General features: G+C 56.4%; 13 protein-coding genes and 1 tRNA gene. 12 read left to right on the plus strand and 2 right to left on the minus strand.

From position 1 onward, the window contains the following. Positions 1 to 117: 117 nt before the first annotated feature. The 7 genes from D5269_RS02840 (at position 118) to D5269_RS02870 (ending at position 8,734) form a co-directional block, all read left to right on the plus strand. Positions 118 to 1,620, plus strand: coding sequence for an ATP-binding cassette domain-containing protein (locus D5269_RS02840; protein ID WP_016314822.1), 1,503 nt, complete (start codon positions 118 to 120; stop codon positions 1,618 to 1,620). Between the two features lie 14 nt (positions 1,621 to 1,634). After that, positions 1,635 to 2,684 carry a hypothetical protein gene (locus D5269_RS02845; RefSeq protein WP_016314823.1) on the plus strand — a complete coding sequence of 350 codons (1,050 nt, stop codon included), beginning with the start codon at positions 1,635 to 1,637 and terminating at the stop codon, positions 2,682 to 2,684. A 174-nt stretch (positions 2,685 to 2,858) separates the two neighbouring features. After that, complete coding sequence (locus D5269_RS02850) at positions 2,859 to 4,445, plus strand: response regulator transcription factor (RefSeq protein ID WP_016314824.1); 1,587 nt, start codon at positions 2,859 to 2,861, stop codon at positions 4,443 to 4,445. A gap of 195 nt (positions 4,446 to 4,640) precedes the next feature. After that, positions 4,641 to 6,458 carry a sensor histidine kinase gene (locus D5269_RS02855; protein ID WP_120482946.1) on the plus strand — a complete coding sequence of 606 codons (1,818 nt, stop codon included), beginning with the start codon at positions 4,641 to 4,643 and terminating at the stop codon, positions 6,456 to 6,458. Then, entirely contained in the window at positions 6,455 to 7,414 is a 960-nt protein-coding gene (locus D5269_RS02860; RefSeq protein WP_120482885.1) for a substrate-binding domain-containing protein, read from the plus strand. The genes D5269_RS02855 and D5269_RS02860 overlap by 4 nt, the downstream gene beginning before the upstream one ends. Continuing rightward, positions 7,371 to 8,465, plus strand: a complete 1,095-nt coding sequence (locus D5269_RS02865; RefSeq protein ID WP_243126584.1) for a galactose ABC transporter substrate-binding protein — start codon at positions 7,371 to 7,373, stop codon at positions 8,463 to 8,465. Before D5269_RS02860 ends, D5269_RS02865 begins: the two co-directional genes overlap by 44 nt. A gap of 59 nt (positions 8,466 to 8,524) precedes the next feature. Next, on the plus strand, positions 8,525 to 8,734 hold the full coding sequence (locus tag D5269_RS02870; protein WP_243126585.1) for a DUF4368 domain-containing protein: 210 nt from the start codon (positions 8,525 to 8,527) through the stop codon (positions 8,732 to 8,734). A 66-nt stretch (positions 8,735 to 8,800) separates the two neighbouring features. Here D5269_RS02870 and D5269_RS02875 read toward each other — a convergent pair. Then, positions 8,801 to 8,877: transfer RNA gene (locus D5269_RS02875), tRNA-Pro, on the minus strand. Between the two features lie 488 nt (positions 8,878 to 9,365). Here D5269_RS02875 and D5269_RS02880 point away from each other — a divergent pair. Genes D5269_RS02880 through D5269_RS02895 form a run of 4 tightly spaced genes read left to right on the plus strand, consistent with a single transcriptional unit; the run spans position 9,366 to position 13,250 of the window. Beyond that, positions 9,366 to 10,415, plus strand: coding sequence for an ABC transporter ATP-binding protein (locus D5269_RS02880; protein WP_016314829.1), 1,050 nt, complete (start codon positions 9,366 to 9,368; stop codon positions 10,413 to 10,415). Further along, positions 10,415 to 11,227, plus strand: coding sequence for an ABC transporter permease (locus D5269_RS02885; RefSeq protein WP_016314830.1), 813 nt, complete (start codon positions 10,415 to 10,417; stop codon positions 11,225 to 11,227). Before D5269_RS02880 ends, D5269_RS02885 begins: the two co-directional genes overlap by 1 nt. Further along, on the plus strand, positions 11,224 to 12,039 hold the full coding sequence (locus D5269_RS02890) for an ABC transporter permease (RefSeq protein ID WP_120482887.1): 816 nt from the start codon (positions 11,224 to 11,226) through the stop codon (positions 12,037 to 12,039). Before D5269_RS02885 ends, D5269_RS02890 begins: the two co-directional genes overlap by 4 nt. Next, positions 12,036 to 13,250: an ABC transporter substrate-binding protein gene (locus tag D5269_RS02895; RefSeq protein ID WP_016314832.1), complete on the plus strand. Its 1,215-nt coding sequence runs from the start codon at positions 12,036 to 12,038 to the stop codon at positions 13,248 to 13,250. The genes D5269_RS02890 and D5269_RS02895 overlap by 4 nt, the downstream gene beginning before the upstream one ends. A gap of 79 nt (positions 13,251 to 13,329) precedes the next feature. On the opposite strand, the gene D5269_RS02900 is transcribed toward D5269_RS02895, so the two are convergent. Then, on the minus strand, positions 13,330 to 13,578 hold the full coding sequence (locus tag D5269_RS02900; protein WP_016314833.1) for a hypothetical protein: 249 nt from the start codon (positions 13,576 to 13,578) through the stop codon (positions 13,330 to 13,332). 153 nt (positions 13,579 to 13,731) lie between these two features. Here D5269_RS02900 and D5269_RS02905 point away from each other — a divergent pair, with 153 nt between their 5' ends. Continuing rightward, the gene (locus D5269_RS02905) at positions 13,732 to 16,185 is read left to right on the plus strand and encodes an ATP-dependent Clp protease ATP-binding subunit (RefSeq protein ID WP_016314834.1); all 2,454 of its coding nucleotides are present in this window, start codon (positions 13,732 to 13,734) and stop codon (positions 16,183 to 16,185) included. Positions 16,186 to 16,198: the final 13 nt, after the last annotated feature.

Genomic DNA, 16,198 nt, shown 5'->3' on the forward strand with positions numbered 1-16,198 from the left:
TCCGGAGCCGTTTTCGACAGGGTCTGTCCGGAAGGCCGGGGCATCGTCTTTTGCCCGGTTTTCAGGCAGGCTGTGGGGAAGGGTTGCGGAATCCGCCGCAGAGAGAGGAGGAGTCACATGGATCGGCCAGCACTGCTGGAAATGAAGAATATCAGCAAAGAGTTCCCCGGTGTCAAGGCGCTGGACAACGTGTCGCTGACAGTCCGCCCCGGCACCGTCCATGCGCTGATGGGCGAGAACGGCGCGGGTAAATCGACGCTGATGAAATGTCTGTTCGGGATTTATAGCAAGGACGGCGGCACGATCACGCTGGAAGGCAAAGAGGTCAACTTCAAAAGCTCCAAGGAAGCGCTGGAAAACGGCGTTGCTATGGTACATCAGGAGCTGAACCAGGCACTTACCCGGAGCGTGCAGGATAACCTGTGGCTGGGGCGTTACCCCAAGGTAGGCGGGGTGATGGTCAGCGAGCGGATGATGCGGCAGCGGACAAAGGAGATTTTTGAAAACCTCGAAGTTAAGGTCAATCCTTTGGCGATCATGTCCACCATGCCGGTTTCCCAGCGGCAGATGGTGGAGATTGCAAAGGCGGTTTCGTACGATGCGAAGATCATCGTATTTGACGAGCCGACCTCCTCCCTGACCGAAACCGAAGTCGAGCACCTGTTCCGCATCATTACGATGCTCAAGGAAAAGGGCTGTGGAATCATCTATATCTCGCACAAGATGGAGGAAATCCTGCGGATCTCGGACGACGTCACGATCATGCGCGATGGTACCTGGGTGGCGACCCGCGCGGCAAAAGAGCTGACGATGGAAGAGATCATCCGGCTGATGGTCGGGCGCGAGCTGACCAATCGGTTCCCGCCCAAAACCAACAAACCCGGCGAAGTAATTCTGGAGGTCGAGCATCTGCAAGGGCGGTACACCCGGCTCAAGGATGCATCGTTCAGCCTGCATAAAGGGGAGATCCTCGGGATCGCGGGTCTGGACGGTTCGGGACGTACCGAAGTGCTGGAAAACCTGTTCGGGGTGATGACCAAGGAGAATGGCAGCACGATCCGCCTGCATGGCAAAGAGATTTTCAACCACTCCCCGCAGGAGTCGATCAAAAACGGGTTTGCCCTGCTGACCGAGGAGCGGCGCGCGACCGGCATCTTCGGCATCCGGGATATTCTGGAAAACACCGTCATCTCTAACCTGAAAAGCTATCTGATGGCCGGTATCTGCCTGAACGACAAAAAAATGGCAGAGGACACCGACTGGGCGATCAAGGCGATGCATATTAAGACGCCCAGTCAGAAAACCCAGATCCGCTCCCTCTCGGGCGGCAACCAGCAGAAGGTGATTATTGGCCGCTGGCTGCTGACCAAACCGGAGGTGCTTTTGCTGGATGAACCGACGCGCGGTATTGACGTCGGGGCAAAGTATGAAATCTATCAGCTCATCATCGACCTTGCGAACGAGGGCAAGGGGGTTATCATGGTATCCTCCGAAATGCCGGAGCTGCTCGGCGTCTGTGACCGGATTCTGGTCATGTCGGGCGGGCAGGTGGCCGGTGAGGTGGATGCGAAAAACACCAGTCAGGAGGAGATCCTGACGCTGGCTGCGAAATATGTATAGGAGGGGGATGCACCATGAGTAACAATCCCGGAAAAGCGATCGCAAAACAGCCGTGGGATGCCAAACGGGTCGGCAACCTGCTGTTGAACAATGCCCTGTTTATCCTGATGTTTATTGCGATTATTTATATCGCGATCCGCAACCCGAACTTCATCAAACCGGCTTCGCTCATCAACATCATCGCGCAGACTGCGGCTTATCTGCCGGTGGCGCTGGGCGTTGCAGGTTGTATCGTGCTCACCGGTACCGACCTTTCAGCGGGCCGTATCGTTGGCCTGACCGCCTGTGTCTCGGCTTCCCTGCTTCAGGCAGTGGGCGGTGCGAACAAGATGTGGCCCAACATCGGCACCCTGCCGATTCCAGTGGTCATCCTGATCGCGATTCTGATTGGCGCGGCGTTTGGCGCGTTCAACGGTTTCTTTGTTGCAAAGTTTAAGCTCCACCCGTTCATCGTGACCCTCGGCACCCAGCTGATCGTATATACCCTGCTGCTGCTCTATGTCAAGATGGGCAACAACAATGGTATGGCGATTTCGGGTCTGGACGATTCCTATAAGACCTTTATCACCGGCTCGCTCTTCTCGATTGCGGGAACCCCGATTCCCAACTATATCTGGATCGCAGTTTTCCTCACCGCGCTGATGTGGTTCATCTGGAACAAGACCACCTTTGGTAAAAACATGTTTGCGCTCGGTGCGAACGAGGAAGCGGCCCGCGTTTCGGGTGTCAATGTCATCATGACCACCATCATGGTCTTTGCGCTGGCAGGTGCGATGTACAGTATCACCGGCTTTATCGAGGGCGCACGTGTCGCGTCCAATACCGCGAACACCGGCTTCAACTATGAGCTGGATGCGATCGCGGCCTGCGTCATCGGCGGCGTCTCGTTCGTCGGCGGTATCGGTAAAATCCGCGGCATCGTGATCGGCGTCCTGCTGCTCAGACTGATTTTCATCGGCCTGAACATGATCGGTATTAACCAGGATCTGCAGTACCTCATCAAGGGCGGCATCATCCTCTTCGCCTGTGCACTTGACATGCGGAAATATCTGGTCAAAAAATAAAATTCCCTGTTCTTCAAAAGCCCGTTGCTGGTTTCCAGCAGCGGGCTTTTGCCATTTCGCGAAATTTACATTGCGTAAAACTTTTAAACGCAAAGCAGGCTCTTGGGGTATGGCATCTAAAGCGGATTTGTAGTATAATCGAAGTATTTCAAAGAATGAAAAAGGGGGACAGGTATGCAGCCCTACCGCGTACTTCTGGTGGATGACGAAGAGGACATCCGGGTCGGCATCAGCCGCAAGATGGACTGGGAATCGCTTGGCTTCTCGCTGGTCGGGGAGGCAGAAAACGGACAGGAAGCCCTTGAACTGGCGGAACAGCTCCGCCCGGATGTTGTTCTGACCGACATCCGGATGCCGTTTATGGATGGACTGGAACTCTGCCGCATCCTGACCCGGAGCCTTCCGGCAGCCAGATTTGTGCTGTTTTCCGGCTTTGACGACTTTGAATATGCAAAACAGGCGATCCAGATGAACGTCTTTGAATACATTCTCAAGCCGATCAGCGCACAGGAGCTTTCGGAGGTACTGGACAGGCTGAAAAAGCAGCTCGACGCGCATCGCGCAGAGGTCCAGAACCTGGAAACCCTCCGGAGGCAGTACGAGGAATCGCTCCCGATCCTGCGTGAATTGTTCTATACCCAGCTGCTGGACGGGCGCATCCGCGCAGAACAGGCAGCAGCCCGCGCGGCGCGCTACGACATCGACCTCAGCGGCTGTGCGTGGACGGTTGGTATGGCGCAGTTTGACAGCCCGGACGAGCGCGGGGAACTGCTTGCCCTCTCGGTGCGGGCATTCCTTGAGGACAACCTGTATGCGCAGCAGGGCTGTACCTGCCGGGCGTTCCTCTATGGGGATTCGGTCGCGCTGCTGGCGGGGTTCGACCACAGCCCGCAGATGTACCGTCTGACCGAGGAGGTCAACCGGGTCTGCAAGCTGGCAAAAAGTTATCTGAACCTCACCCTGACGGTGGGGGTCGGCCTGCCCTGCACCGCAATCGGGGAAATCCCGCTCGCGGCTGCGGGCGCACGCAGCGCGCTCGACTACCGGGTGTTGGTGGGCGCCGGGCGCGCGATTTACATCGGGGACCTGGAACCGGACAGCGGGACAGCGTCCACCTTTGACGAGAACGACGAGCGGGAGCTGGTCGGGGCGGTCAAACTCGGCACGCCGGAGGAGGTACGCGCGGTGGTGAGCCGTCTGGCGGGCAAAATCCGCGAGGCCGGGCTGGCGCTCCCGCAGTGCCACCTGTTTTTTCTCGAGCTCTTCACCAGCCTGCTGCGCCTGACCCGTGGAGCGGGGCTGGAGATGGAGTCGGTTTTTGGCGAGGGGTTTACCGGCGCGGTACAGATCACCGATTTTGATTCGATTGAGGAGCTGGAAAACTGGTGCGTTGACCGGTGCCTGCGCATCCATGAGCTGCTCGGCCGGCGCAGGACCGATTCCACAGGCCGTACGGTCGAGAAAGCCAAGGCGTTTATCGAAGGCCACTATGCGGAAACCGACCTTTCGGTCGAAACCCTCTGCGCCTATCTGCACCTGAGTCCCGCCTACTTTTCGACCCTGTTCAAGCGGGAAACCGACATGAGCTTTACCGCCTATGTGACACAGGTGCGGATGGAACACGCGGCCGACCTGCTGCGCAACAGCGAGGACAAAACCTATCTGATCGCGGAAAAGACAGGGTATCTGGACCCGAACTATTTCAGCTATGTCTTTAAAAAACATTTTGGCCTGTCTCCGACCAGATTCCGCGGTGGGTGATATGGTCAGCATACTGGAAAACAGGTACCTGTTTTCAGTGGCGGGCTTTTACACGCCATCACACAGCGTGTGCCTGATGCGGGATGGAAGCTGCTGCAGGCGGCTTTCTATGGCAGGATCGCCGCAGGCTGGAAAAGGGTCAGGAGGGTTCTTTTTCAGCGTTTTCATGATATGCCGGAAAAGGGGGAAGAGAAAATGCGCAGGCTGATCGGCCGGATGGTGGAGCGGTGGCGGAGCTTTTACCGCAGATCGAGCATCCAGATGATCCTTTCCCTCTCGTTTACAGCGGTCGCGGTGACTGGCATGGTCTTTCTTGGCCTGTCGCTGTTCCTGCGGTTTTCGGTTTCGACCAACCATCAGCTCGCCGAGAGCAGCGAGCGGGTGATGGCGCAGGTCAACCTGCACCTCGATTCCTACCTGCGCAGCATGATGCGGATGTCGGATACGGCCTATTACCGGGTCATCAAGCGGATAGACCTGGAGACCGACACGATTGATACCGAGCTGAACCTGCTCTACGAGGGGAACCGGGACATGTTGGTGTCGATTGCGGTTTTTTCTCAAAAGGGGGAGCTGGTTTCGGTTGCCCCTCTTTCCACCCTGAAAAACAGCATTTCCCCGCAGTGGCAGGAGTGGTTCCTCTCCGCGCAGGGAAAGATCGAGAACCTGCATTTTTCCACCCCGCATGTTCAGAACCTGTTTGAAGACCCGGATTATCGCTACCGGTGGGTGGTGTCGCTCAGCCGGCAGGTCGGACTGACCCGCGGCGGCCGGACCGAGAGCGGGGTGCTGCTGGTGGATATGAACTTTGGCGGGATCGAGCAGATCTGTAAGGATGTGGAGCTTTCTCCCTCGGGAGGGTACCTCTACCTGATCGACGGAAACGGCGAGATCATCTACCATCCGCGTCAGCAGCTGATCTATTCGGACCTGCTGGAGGAAAACAATCTCCAGGCTGCACAGTATCCGGATGGCAGCCACGAAGAACTGTTCCAAGGCAGGCAGCGGCAGGTGATCGTCCGGACGGTGGGGTATACCGGCTGGAAACTGGTCGGTGTGGTACCGCTCGACGGGATGCTGGACGACTATGACCAGCTGTTCCTCTTTGCATTGTTTGTGGTGCTTTTCTCGGTCTTTCTGCTTGCGTTTATCAATCTGCGTCTGTCCGAGGGCATTTCGGTGCCGATCAAGGCGCTCGACCGGTCGGTCAAAGAGCTGGAAGCCGGAAGCACCGAAGTGGATTTCAATGTCAGCGGCCCGTATGAGATCGAGCACCTTGGCCGCTCGATCGACTCACTGGTCTCGACCATGCACCATCTGATGGACGACATCATTGAACAGGAGCAGCAGAAACGCCGGAGCGAACTGGATGTGCTCCATTCCCAGATCAACCCGCATTTCCTCTATAATACGCTGGATTCGGTGATCTGGATGACCGAAAATGGGCGGACTGACGAGTCGGTCCGGATGGTGACCTCCCTCGCGCGGCTGTTCCGGATTTCGTTAAGCAAGGGAAAAATGATTATCCCGGTTGCGGATGAGCTGGAACATGCCCGGCACTACCTCACCATCCAGCAGATGCGGTACAAAAACCGGTTCACCGCCCGGATTTCGGCTGAGGACGGCGTACCGGCGCTTTATACGATCAAACTGGTGGTCCAGCCGATTCTGGAAAACGCGATCTACCACGGGATGGCCTATGCGGACGGGGAAGGCGAAATCCTGATCCATGCCTTTCTGGAAAACGGCGACCTGGTGATCGAGGTGGCGGATAACGGGCCGGGTATGCCAAAGGAACTGGCTGACCGTCTGCTGGACCAGGAGTACAGCCCGCCGGGGTCCAAAGGTTCGGGAATCGGCCTGCGAAATGTCCACCAGCGCATCCGGCTGACCTTCGGGGAGCCGTACGGTGTGACCATCCAGAGCGAGCCGGACAACGGGACTGTTGTCCGTATCCGGGTTCCGGCGCTCAAAACGCCCGATGCAGGAACGGGGAAAGGGGAAGCCGGATGAAACGCAGACATATCTTTCAGATGGGAGTGCTCTCCCTGTTCGGGATGGGGGTGCTGCTCTCAATGGTTGCATTCGATCCGCCCGGCCTGCACCGGAAACAGGAACTTTTGTCTCTTTCCGTCATCCTTCGGGGGGCCGACAGTGCCAGCTGGCCGGCGCGGCAGGGTATGGAACAGGCGGCGGTCGATCTGGGCGCGGAGCTGCGTTTTCTGGCGCTCGACCGCCCCAACCATGCGGGCGAACAGAGCAGCCTGCTTGCGCGTGAAGTGGAAGGCGGCGCCGACGGGATCATATTGGTGCCAGCGGATACCGAAGCACTCTCGGGCGATGTGCGGCGGGCAGCGGCAGAAACCACAGTTGTGACGATCGAATCGGATATGTCTGCCAGCGGGGCGGTTGCCTGTATTTCGGCGGACAACGCCGCACTGGGGGAAGCGCTGGGGCGTGCCGCGATCAACGGGGTGCCGCTCGGCGGGACGGTCCTGCTGCTCGACAGCGTTCCAGGCAGTTCAGGTATGGCACAGCGCCTGTCACAGGCCGCACGCATCCTGGAGGAAAATGGGAGGCGGGCGGAAGCGCTCGGTATCCCGGACGCACACGACCTGGGCGAGTTTCTGTCAGAGAGGTACCGCACCGACCCGCCCGATGCAGTGGTTGCCTTTGATTCGGAAACGCTCGAATCTGCGGCGCGGCTGGCGCGGGAGTTTGAAAAGCCGCCGCTGCTTTATGGGATGGGCGGCACCAATGTGGTGGTCTCGGGCCTTGAACGCGGGGAGATCATGGCGATCGCCTCCCAGAATGAGTTCGCGGCCGGGTATCTGGCGGTCGAAGCAGCGGCACAGGCGGCGCGGGATGCGCCGCAGCAGGCGGTGGAGCCGCTGCCCTTTCTGATTTCCCGGCAGGAGAATATGTATGATTCCAACCATGAAAAGCTGCTCTTCCCGGTCACGCGGTAGGAGCCATGCAGAGGTGACAGCAATGAACCATTCATTTTTGAGAAGGATGGCCCTGCTGGCGGCAATCGGTTTTTGCTGTCTGGCCGGGTGCGCGGAGGAAGAACCGGAAACGGTACGGATCGGCGTGGCGCTCTACCAGCAGGATGACACCTTCCTTTCAACCATTGTTCAGAATCTCGAACAGCAGGCGAAAGAGCGGGAAACAGCGGACCGAAAGCTCAACCTGAATATTGCGGATGGGCGGGGCAGCCAGGCGGCGCAGAATGAACAGATTGAGCGTTTTCTGAAGCAGGGCTATGATGTGGTCTGCGTCAACATCGTGGACCGTACCGCGGCCGCAGTGCTGATCGATAAGGCGCGTGCATCCAACGTGCCGCTGATCTTTTTCAACCGGGAGCCGGTGGAAGAAGACCTGATGCGGTGGGATAAAGTGTTTTATGTCGGGTCGGATGCGGAGCAGTCGGGGCTGCTTCAGGGCGGAATCGTGCGGGATGTGTGGAAGGCTGACCGCGGCCTGATCGACCGCAACGGGGACGGCCTTCTCCAATATGTGATGCTGGAAGGGGAGCCGGGGCATCAGGACACGCTGCTGCGCACCGAAAACAGTATCAAAGCGCTGACCAAAGCATGGGTGCCGGTCGAGAAGCTCGCGAACGATTCCGCAAACTGGCAGCGCGGGCAGGCGCATACCCGGATGGCCCAGTGGCTCAAACAGATCGGGCAGCAGGTCGAAGTGGTGTTTGCCAACAACGACGACATGGCGCTCGGCGCGATTGACGCCTGCTTTGAGGCGGGAATGTCGGAGGATCAGCTCCCGTTTGTCGTGGGGGTGGATGCGACGCCGCCCGCTTTGGAAGCGATCGCAGAGGGGACCCTCAAGGGGACGGTGCGCAACAATGCATCGGCGCAGGCGTCCGCGATGCTCGATCTCGCCTGCGCACTCTCCGCCGGGGAAGGGCTCAACGGGATAGAAGGGCTGAAAAATGGGAAATATATCCGGACAGAATACGCCGTGGTGACCCCCGAAAACCTGGATGAGTTCCTCCCTTAGAACCTGTTTCGTAATTCTTTATGCAAGGGGGCTTAACGCCAAAATATATCTGACCGTGGATGCGCATGGTAGCGGAGCCGATTGACCATATCGACGTGTACCATGCGGAAAAGCAGGACGGCGTTACCACCCAGCATATCACCATCTATTACAACTGTATCGGCGCTTTCTCCGTCCCTGACCGCCGGAAAATCCCGTTTGCGGAGATCACCATGGGAACGAGAAAAGGAGTAGCCGTCAGCTACTCCCCGGAGCGGATTGCCATATAGGATTTTGAGCAAAAATAATGCGGAGTGTCCCACAAGGATACTCAAATCCTATAAGGACACTCCGCATGGTCCGAATAGCGGGACTTGAACCCACGGCCTCTACCACCCCAAGGTAGCGCGCTACCAAACTGCGCCATATCCGGAGAAAAGCTGTGATACAGCTTTCTTATATTACCATAATTATTTAAAAAAATCAAGAGGAAGTATGGGGAACAAACTATACAAATAGAAGGTAGATAATATGTATATATTTATCTATATTGTTTATTCTAAAAAAATGAAATTAAAAATCAAAGAAAAAATGAGAATTTCAACGTTTATTTAAGAATAAGAGAGATATTCTAAATAAAAATCTAAAAATGAGAATATTTGTAGAAAAAAAGAAGGAAAATCGAGAAAAATACTTGACAATATAGGCAGTAATTGCTATATTGTGTATGCAGTTTTTGCATCTGCAATTCAAAATCGATGACAATTTACCACCTAATAACGGGCGAGACTGGTGTCAACGGTTTCGCTGCGATTAGGACCGTCAAATCTGAAGGGCGGTCTAAAACCTTTTGCGGGTAAGTGGTAAGAAATCATCGGGGGTCGTAAAGACGGCCTAAATTCCGCAAAGGGGGATGCATAAATGAAAGAAAGCAATATTGTAAGCCTGAGAGACATTTCGGTCGATTTTGATGGGGAACCCATTCTCGTCGGATTGGATCTCGACATCCGTGACAAGGAGTTCGTTACCCTGCTTGGCCCGTCCGGCTGTGGAAAGACCACAACCCTCCGGACGATCGGTGGATTTGTCCATCCCAAGTCGGGTGACGTTTTTTTTGACGGACTTCGGATCAACGACCTGCCGCCGCATAAACGGAATGTCAATACAGTGTTCCAACGCTATGCGCTGTTTCCGCATCTGAATGTGTTTGAAAATGTTGAGTTTGGGCTGAAGCTGCGCAAGGTACCGGAAAATGAACGGAAAGCCCGTGTACAGGAGATGCTGGAGCTGGTAAACCTTGCGGGGTATGACCGCCGCAACATCCACCAGCTTTCGGGCGGACAGCAGCAGAGGATCGCGATTGCACGCGCGCTGGTCAACCATCCGCGGGTACTGCTGCTGGATGAACCGTTGGGGGCGTTGGACCTCAAGCTGCGCAAGGAGATGCAGATTGAGCTGAAACGGATACAGCAGACGCTTGAAATCACCTTCATTTATGTGACCCATGACCAGGAGGAAGCGCTCACCATGTCGGATACCGTCGTTGTTATGAATGATGGGGACATCCAGCAGGTGGGAAGTCCGCAGGATATTTATAATGAACCGAAGAATGCGTTTGTCGCTGATTTTATCGGAGAGAGCAATATTCTGGACGGAGTGATGTTTGAGGACTGCCTGGTGGAGTTTGCGGGCAGGAAGTTCGACTGTGTGGACAAGGGGTTCGGCAAACTCGAGCGGGTGGATGTTGTGATCCGCCCGGAGGACATCAAGGTGATTGACCCGGAGAATGCCCCCTTGAGCGGCATGGTAGAATCGGTGATCTTCAAAGGGGTACACTACGAGATGATTGTGGACGCGCATGGTTATAAATGGATGATCCATTCAACCAGAAGTGAGCAGCCCGGCGCGTTTATTGGAATGGAGGTTGCACCGTTCGACATCCATATCATGCGGAAGATGGAGGTGGAATGATGAAAACAAGAGCTACCGCCATCCCATACCTGCTCTGGATGGTTATTTTCATTCTGGTTCCGCTTCTTCTGGTCGCCTACTATGCGGTTACTACCCCCGATGGGGCTTTTACCATCGACTATATCTCTCAGGTGGGGGAATACACCCCGGTTTTGGTGCGGTCGGTCTGGCTGGCGTTTATTGCTACGGTTCTCTGCCTGTTGATCGCCTATCCTCTGGCTTTTATCATCTCCCGCAAAAGCGGTTCCGGGCAGCGCACGATGGTAATGCTGGTCATGCTGCCGATGTGGATGAACTTTCTGCTCCGCACCTACGCATGGATGACCATTCTGGAAAAGAACGGCCTGATCAACCGGTTCCTTGCACAGTTCGGAATCGGCCCGCTCGAGATGATCAACACGCAGGGCGCGGTTGTACTCGGCATGGTATACAACTATCTCCCGTTCATGATCCTGCCGCTCTACTCGGTAATGACCAAGATTCCCAATGCATTGATTGAGGCGGCACAGGATCTCGGCTGCAACGGGGTCCAGGTGCTTATCAGGGTGCTGCTGCCCCTCACCTTGCCCGGGATATCAACCGGGATTATCCAGGTGTTTGTGCCGTCGGTCTCCACCTTTATCATCTCCCGGATGCTGGGCGGCGGCGGGAACCTTCTGATTGGGGATCTGATTGACCTGCAATTTCTGGGCAATGCCTATAACCCCAACCTGGGTGCAGCAATCTCCCTTGTGCTGATGGTGATGATCCTGCTCTGTATGAGCATCACCAACCAGTTTGGCGACGAAGAGAAGGGGGAGATGCTGAAATGAAATGGCTTTCCAAATCCTATGTTTGGGTCACAATGGCGTTTCTCTATGCCCCGATTGCGGTTTTGATCGTCTTTTCGTTCAACCAGTCCAAATCGCGCGGCGCATGGACCGGTTTTACATTAAACTGGTACCGCAGGCTGTTCACGAATGAAGTCATTATCAATTCGCTGATTAACACGCTGATTATCGCGGTGATCTCCTCGATCATTGCGACAGTGATCGGCACCCTTGCCGCCATCGGCATCGTCAATATGAAGCGGTGGCAGCGCAGCCTGATTATGAATATCACCTATATGCCGGTCATCAACCCGGAAATCATCATCGGCGTTTCGCTGATGCTGCTTTTCGTCTGGGTGAAGTCGATCGGCCTCCAGATCGAGTTCGGGTTTGTGACGCTGATCCTCGCGCATGTGACCTTTAACATCCCGTATGTGATCCTGAATGTCATGCCCAAGCTGCGGCAGATGGACATGTATGTCTACGAGGCGGCGCAGGACCTCGGGTGCAGCCCGTCACAGGCATTTTTCAAGGTGGTGATCCCCGAAATCCTGCCCGGCATCCTGTCCGGATTTCTGATGGCGTTCACCTACTCGCTCGACGATTTTATCATCAGCTATTTCGTGGCGGGCGCGACCTCCCAGACCCTTCCAATCACCATCTTTGCGATGACCCGCCGCAAGGTCAGCCCCGAAATCAACGCGCTTTCCGCCATCATCTTTATGGTGGTGCTCACTGTGCTTCTGCTGGTCAACCTCCATGACACCCGCATTGAGCGTGAAAACCAGCGGGGCAGAAGGGGGATGGGGATATGAAAAAGATGATCTGCCTTTTCTGCACCGCGGTGCTGTTGCTGACGGGTGCCGCTCTGCCGGTTTCGGCGGAGGTACAGGTCGGGGATACGGGTTACTACACCCGGTTTCAGGGACAGGGAAAGTCGATCAATGTCCATAACTGGGGGGAGTATATCTCTGACGGGTCGGACGACAGCCTGGCCGTGATCTCCGAGTTTGAGCAGCTGACCGGCATCAAGGTCAACTATACGACCTTTTCCACCAACGAGGAGGTCTATGCGCGCCTGCGCAACGGCGGCGCAAGCTATGACGTCATTGTGCCGAGCGATTACATGATCGCCCGGATGATCCGGGAAGGGATGCTCGAAAAGCTCGATTTTGACAATATTCCCAACTTTGAAAACATCAGCAGCGATTTCCGAAACCTGGTGTACGACCCGTCCAACGAATATTCTGTGCCCTATACATGGGGAACGATTGGCGTGATCTATAACAAGACGGTGGTGGACGAGGAGGACATCGGTGGATGGGACCTGCTCTGGAACCAGAAATATCTCGGCGACATCCTGATGTTTTCCAATCCGCGGGACGACTTCGGAATCGCGCTCAAACGGCTCGGCTACCCGATGAATCCTCAGAACACCCAGCATCTTTCCGAGGCGCTCGAGCTGCTCAAGGAACAGAAGATGCTGGTACAGGCATATGTGATGGACGAGATTTTCGACAAGATGATCGGCGGAGAAGCGGCGATTGCGCCCTATTATGCGGGGGATGCCATTACGATGATGGCGGACAACGAGGACCTTGGGTATTTCGTCCCGGAGGAGGGGACCAACCGGTTTGTGGATGCGCTTGTCATTCCCAAAGGCTCCCGGGAAAAGGAGTGCGCGGAAATGTTCATCAACTTTATGCTCGAAGCCGAAGTGGGGGCGGCGAATGCCGAGTATATCGGTTACAGCTCCCCCAACACCGCTGCGCTGGCGATCCTCCCGGAGGAGGTGACAGGAAACCCGGTTGCCTATCCATCGGAAGAGGTGATCTCAAAGACCGAGCTGTGGGTGGATCTCCCGTCCGAGATGAACCTCGCGGTCGATCAGGCGTGGACCGAGCTGCTCTCGGCGGACGAGGAATACAGCCGCTGGCTGATCCCGGCATTCATGCTGATCTGCATTGCGGTTTCGGTGGGACTGAATATCTCCCGTTCCTACCGTAAAAAGAGGTATGGAAAATAACAAAACAACAGCGCCCCTCACAGGCGCAAAAAAAGGGCTGGACGCATCTGCATCCAGCCCTTTGTCAGGATTCCGACGGTTAGCAGCCGCAGCCACAACCGCAGTTATTTGTGTAAGGGGTCGCACAGCCGTTGTTGCAGCAGCCACATCCATTGTTGCAGCAGCCATTGCCTTCGTTGTTGCAGCAGCCGTTGCAGCCACAACCGTTGTTGCAGCAGCCATTGTTCGCAAGACCGAACCCACTGCCGCTGCCGCCCCAGCCGAAGATAATGATGATGAGGATAATGATCCAGAAGTAGTTGCCGCCGAAATTGTTATTGCATCCCATGAAGAATGACCTCCTAATTGTGATTTCAACTTATACTATGTCAGAGGCCCGGATTGGGTTACAGCCCGCAATTTACCGGCAGGCGAATAGAGCGGAGCACATCTGCCAATATTATGAGCGTAAGTCGCATACAGATATTTGTGGGGTGATCTTTTGTTTAAATTCAACGGCTTTACGCCAAAGGCGAACGCCGCGATCAACTGTGCGATTGAGGAAGCCTCCGCGCTGGGGCACACCTATATCGGGAGCGAACATCTGCTGCTGGGGCTGCTCGTAGAAGGCAGCGGGGTGGCCTACACCGTACTGCTGAAATGTGATGTCACCGCCGACAAGGTGCGGGAACTGCTGATCAAGACAGTGGGACGCGGGATACAGTCGGTGCTTTCCCCATCCGACATCACGCCGCGGTGTAAGCGGATCCTCGAGCAGGCGCTGATGCAGACCCGGATGAGCGGCGTGCAGGCGGCTGGCACCGAGCATATCCTCATCAACCTCCTCAAGGAGAGTGAGAGCTATGCGGTGCGGTTTTTGCGGCAGCTCTCGATCGACCCGGAATCGGTGGTCAAACAGCTCACCGAGTTCACCCAGATGATCGGTGCGGACCTCACAGGAATGAAAAAAGCTGCGCCTGTTCGTGCGAAGCCGGCGGTCAAGACCCCTCTGCTCGATAAGTACAGCCGGGACCTGACCGAACTGGCGCGTCAGGGCAGGCTGGACCCGGTGGTTGGCCGGGAGAAGGAGATCGAACGGGTGCTCCAGATTCTCACCCGGCGCACCAAGAACAACCCCTGCCTGATCGGGGAAGCCGGGGTGGGAAAAACGGCGGTGGCCGAAGGGATTGCCCGGCGGATCGTGGAGCTGAAGGTACCGCCTCAGCTGCAGAACAAGCGGTTTGCCGCGCTCGACCTGACCGCGATGGTTGCAGGGACCAAATACCGGGGGGATTTTGAAGAGCGGATCAAAAACACGATCGACGAGGTGGTGGCGGCAGGGAATGTGATCCTCTTTATCGACGAGCTGCACACCATCATCGGCACCGGCGCGGCAGAGGGCGCGGTGGACGCGGCAAATATCCTGAAACCCCAGCTCGCGCGCGGGGAATTCCAACTGGTTGGTGCGACCACGATTGACGAATACCGGAAGTTTATCGAGAAGGACAGCGCACTCGAACGACGGTTCCAGAGCGTGATGGTTGAGGAACCCTCCGAGGAGGACGCGGTGGAGATCATCAAAGGGCTGCGGGAGCGGTACGAGAACCACCACAAGATGCGGATTTCGGATGAGGCGATCCAGGCAGCGGTTTCCCTCTCGGCGCGGTATATCGCGGACCGCCGCCTGCCCGACAAAGCGATTGACCTGATCGACGAGGCGTGCTCCCGCGCAAAGATGCACGCGGCCGGCAATCCGGGGAGCCTGCGCGAGCTGGAGCAGAAGCTGGATGCGCTCAAATCCGAGAAGGAAAGCGCGATTACAACGCAGGATTTCGAGTTTGCCGCCAGCATCCGGGACCGGGAGTCCGAGCTGAAAAACCGGATCAAACGCCTGCAAAAGGGGTGGGATGGTCCGGGAGGGGACGGCGGGCTCTGCCTTTCTTCGGACGAGATCGCAGTATTGGTATCGGACATGACCGGCGTGGATGTGACCCGCCTGACCGAAGAGCAGAGCGAACGCCTGCTCCACCTCGAGGAATCCCTTCATGAGATGGTGGTCGGGCAGGAACAGGCGGTGCACGCAGTCGCAAGCGCGATCCGCCGGTCCCGGGTCGGCCTGCACGACCCCGCGCGGCCGCTCGGTTCGTTCATCTTCCTCGGCCCGACCGGCGTGGGCAAAACCGAGCTTTGCAAGGCGCTGGCCAAGTGCATGTTCGGCGACCCCCACTCAATGATCCGGCTGGACATGTCCGAATATATGGAGAAACACGCGGTTTCCAAGCTGGTCGGACCGCCTCCTGGATACGTCGGCTATGAAGAGGGCGGACAGCTTACCGAGAAGGTGCGCCGCAGGCCCTATTCGGTGCTTCTCTTCGACGAGATCGAAAAGGCGCACCCGGATTTCTTCAATATGCTCCTGCAAATCCTTGAGGATGGGATGCTGACCGATTCGCAGGGCAGGCGGGTGAGCTTTAAAAACACGATCATCATTATGACCTCGAATGTCGGCGCACGCCTGCTCAGTGAACAGAAAAGCCTTGGGTTTTCACAGGGCGGAGAGGGCCGGGAGGCGGTGGAGAAACAGCAGGAGCTGGTGCGCAGGATGATGATTGGGGAGCTGAAAAAGGAGTTTAAACCCGAGTTTCTCAACCGTGTGGATGAGATCATCGTTTTCCACAAACTGAGCCGGTCGGAAATCCATAAGATTGCCGATAACATGCTCGACGGGCTAAAGACCCGGCTGGCAGGGCTGTCGATCGAGATCCAGTTCACACCGTCCGCGACCGAACGGATCTCAACCGATGGATTCGACCCTGTTTACGGGGCGAGGCCGCTGCGCCGGGCGATTCAGGCGAAGATCGAGGATAAACTCGCGGATGAAATGCTGCATGGCACGATCAAGGCGGGGGATAAGATCATCTGCACCTGGGAGAATGAACAATTTACCTTTTCCTGATTGATGAATGCGG

This window comes from Anaerotruncus sp. 1XD42-93 (genome assembly GCF_009917605.1).
Classification (GTDB): domain Bacteria; phylum Bacillota; class Clostridia; order Oscillospirales; family Ruminococcaceae; genus Anaerotruncus.

Coding starts and splice junctions, on each gene's coding strand:
- D5269_RS02840 (WP_016314822.1), top strand. CDS start 118: ATGGATCGGCCAGCACTGCTGGAAATGAAGAATATCAGCAAAGAGTTC.
- D5269_RS02845 (WP_016314823.1), top strand. CDS start 1,635: ATGAGTAACAATCCCGGAAAAGCGATCGCAAAACAGCCGTGGGATGCC.
- D5269_RS02850 (WP_016314824.1), top strand. CDS start 2,859: ATGCAGCCCTACCGCGTACTTCTGGTGGATGACGAAGAGGACATCCGG.
- D5269_RS02855 (WP_120482946.1), top strand. CDS start 4,641: ATGCGCAGGCTGATCGGCCGGATGGTGGAGCGGTGGCGGAGCTTTTAC.
- D5269_RS02860 (WP_120482885.1), top strand. CDS start 6,455: ATGAAACGCAGACATATCTTTCAGATGGGAGTGCTCTCCCTGTTCGGG.
- D5269_RS02865 (WP_243126584.1), top strand. CDS start 7,371: ATGATTCCAACCATGAAAAGCTGCTCTTCCCGGTCACGCGGTAGGAGC.
- D5269_RS02870 (WP_243126585.1), top strand. CDS start 8,525: ATGCGCATGGTAGCGGAGCCGATTGACCATATCGACGTGTACCATGCG.
- D5269_RS02880 (WP_016314829.1), top strand. CDS start 9,366: ATGAAAGAAAGCAATATTGTAAGCCTGAGAGACATTTCGGTCGATTTT.
- D5269_RS02885 (WP_016314830.1), top strand. CDS start 10,415: ATGAAAACAAGAGCTACCGCCATCCCATACCTGCTCTGGATGGTTATT.
- D5269_RS02890 (WP_120482887.1), top strand. CDS start 11,224: ATGAAATGGCTTTCCAAATCCTATGTTTGGGTCACAATGGCGTTTCTC.
- D5269_RS02895 (WP_016314832.1), top strand. CDS start 12,036: ATGAAAAAGATGATCTGCCTTTTCTGCACCGCGGTGCTGTTGCTGACG.
- D5269_RS02900 (WP_016314833.1), bottom strand. CDS start 13,578: ATGGGATGCAATAACAATTTCGGCGGCAACTACTTCTGGATCATTATC.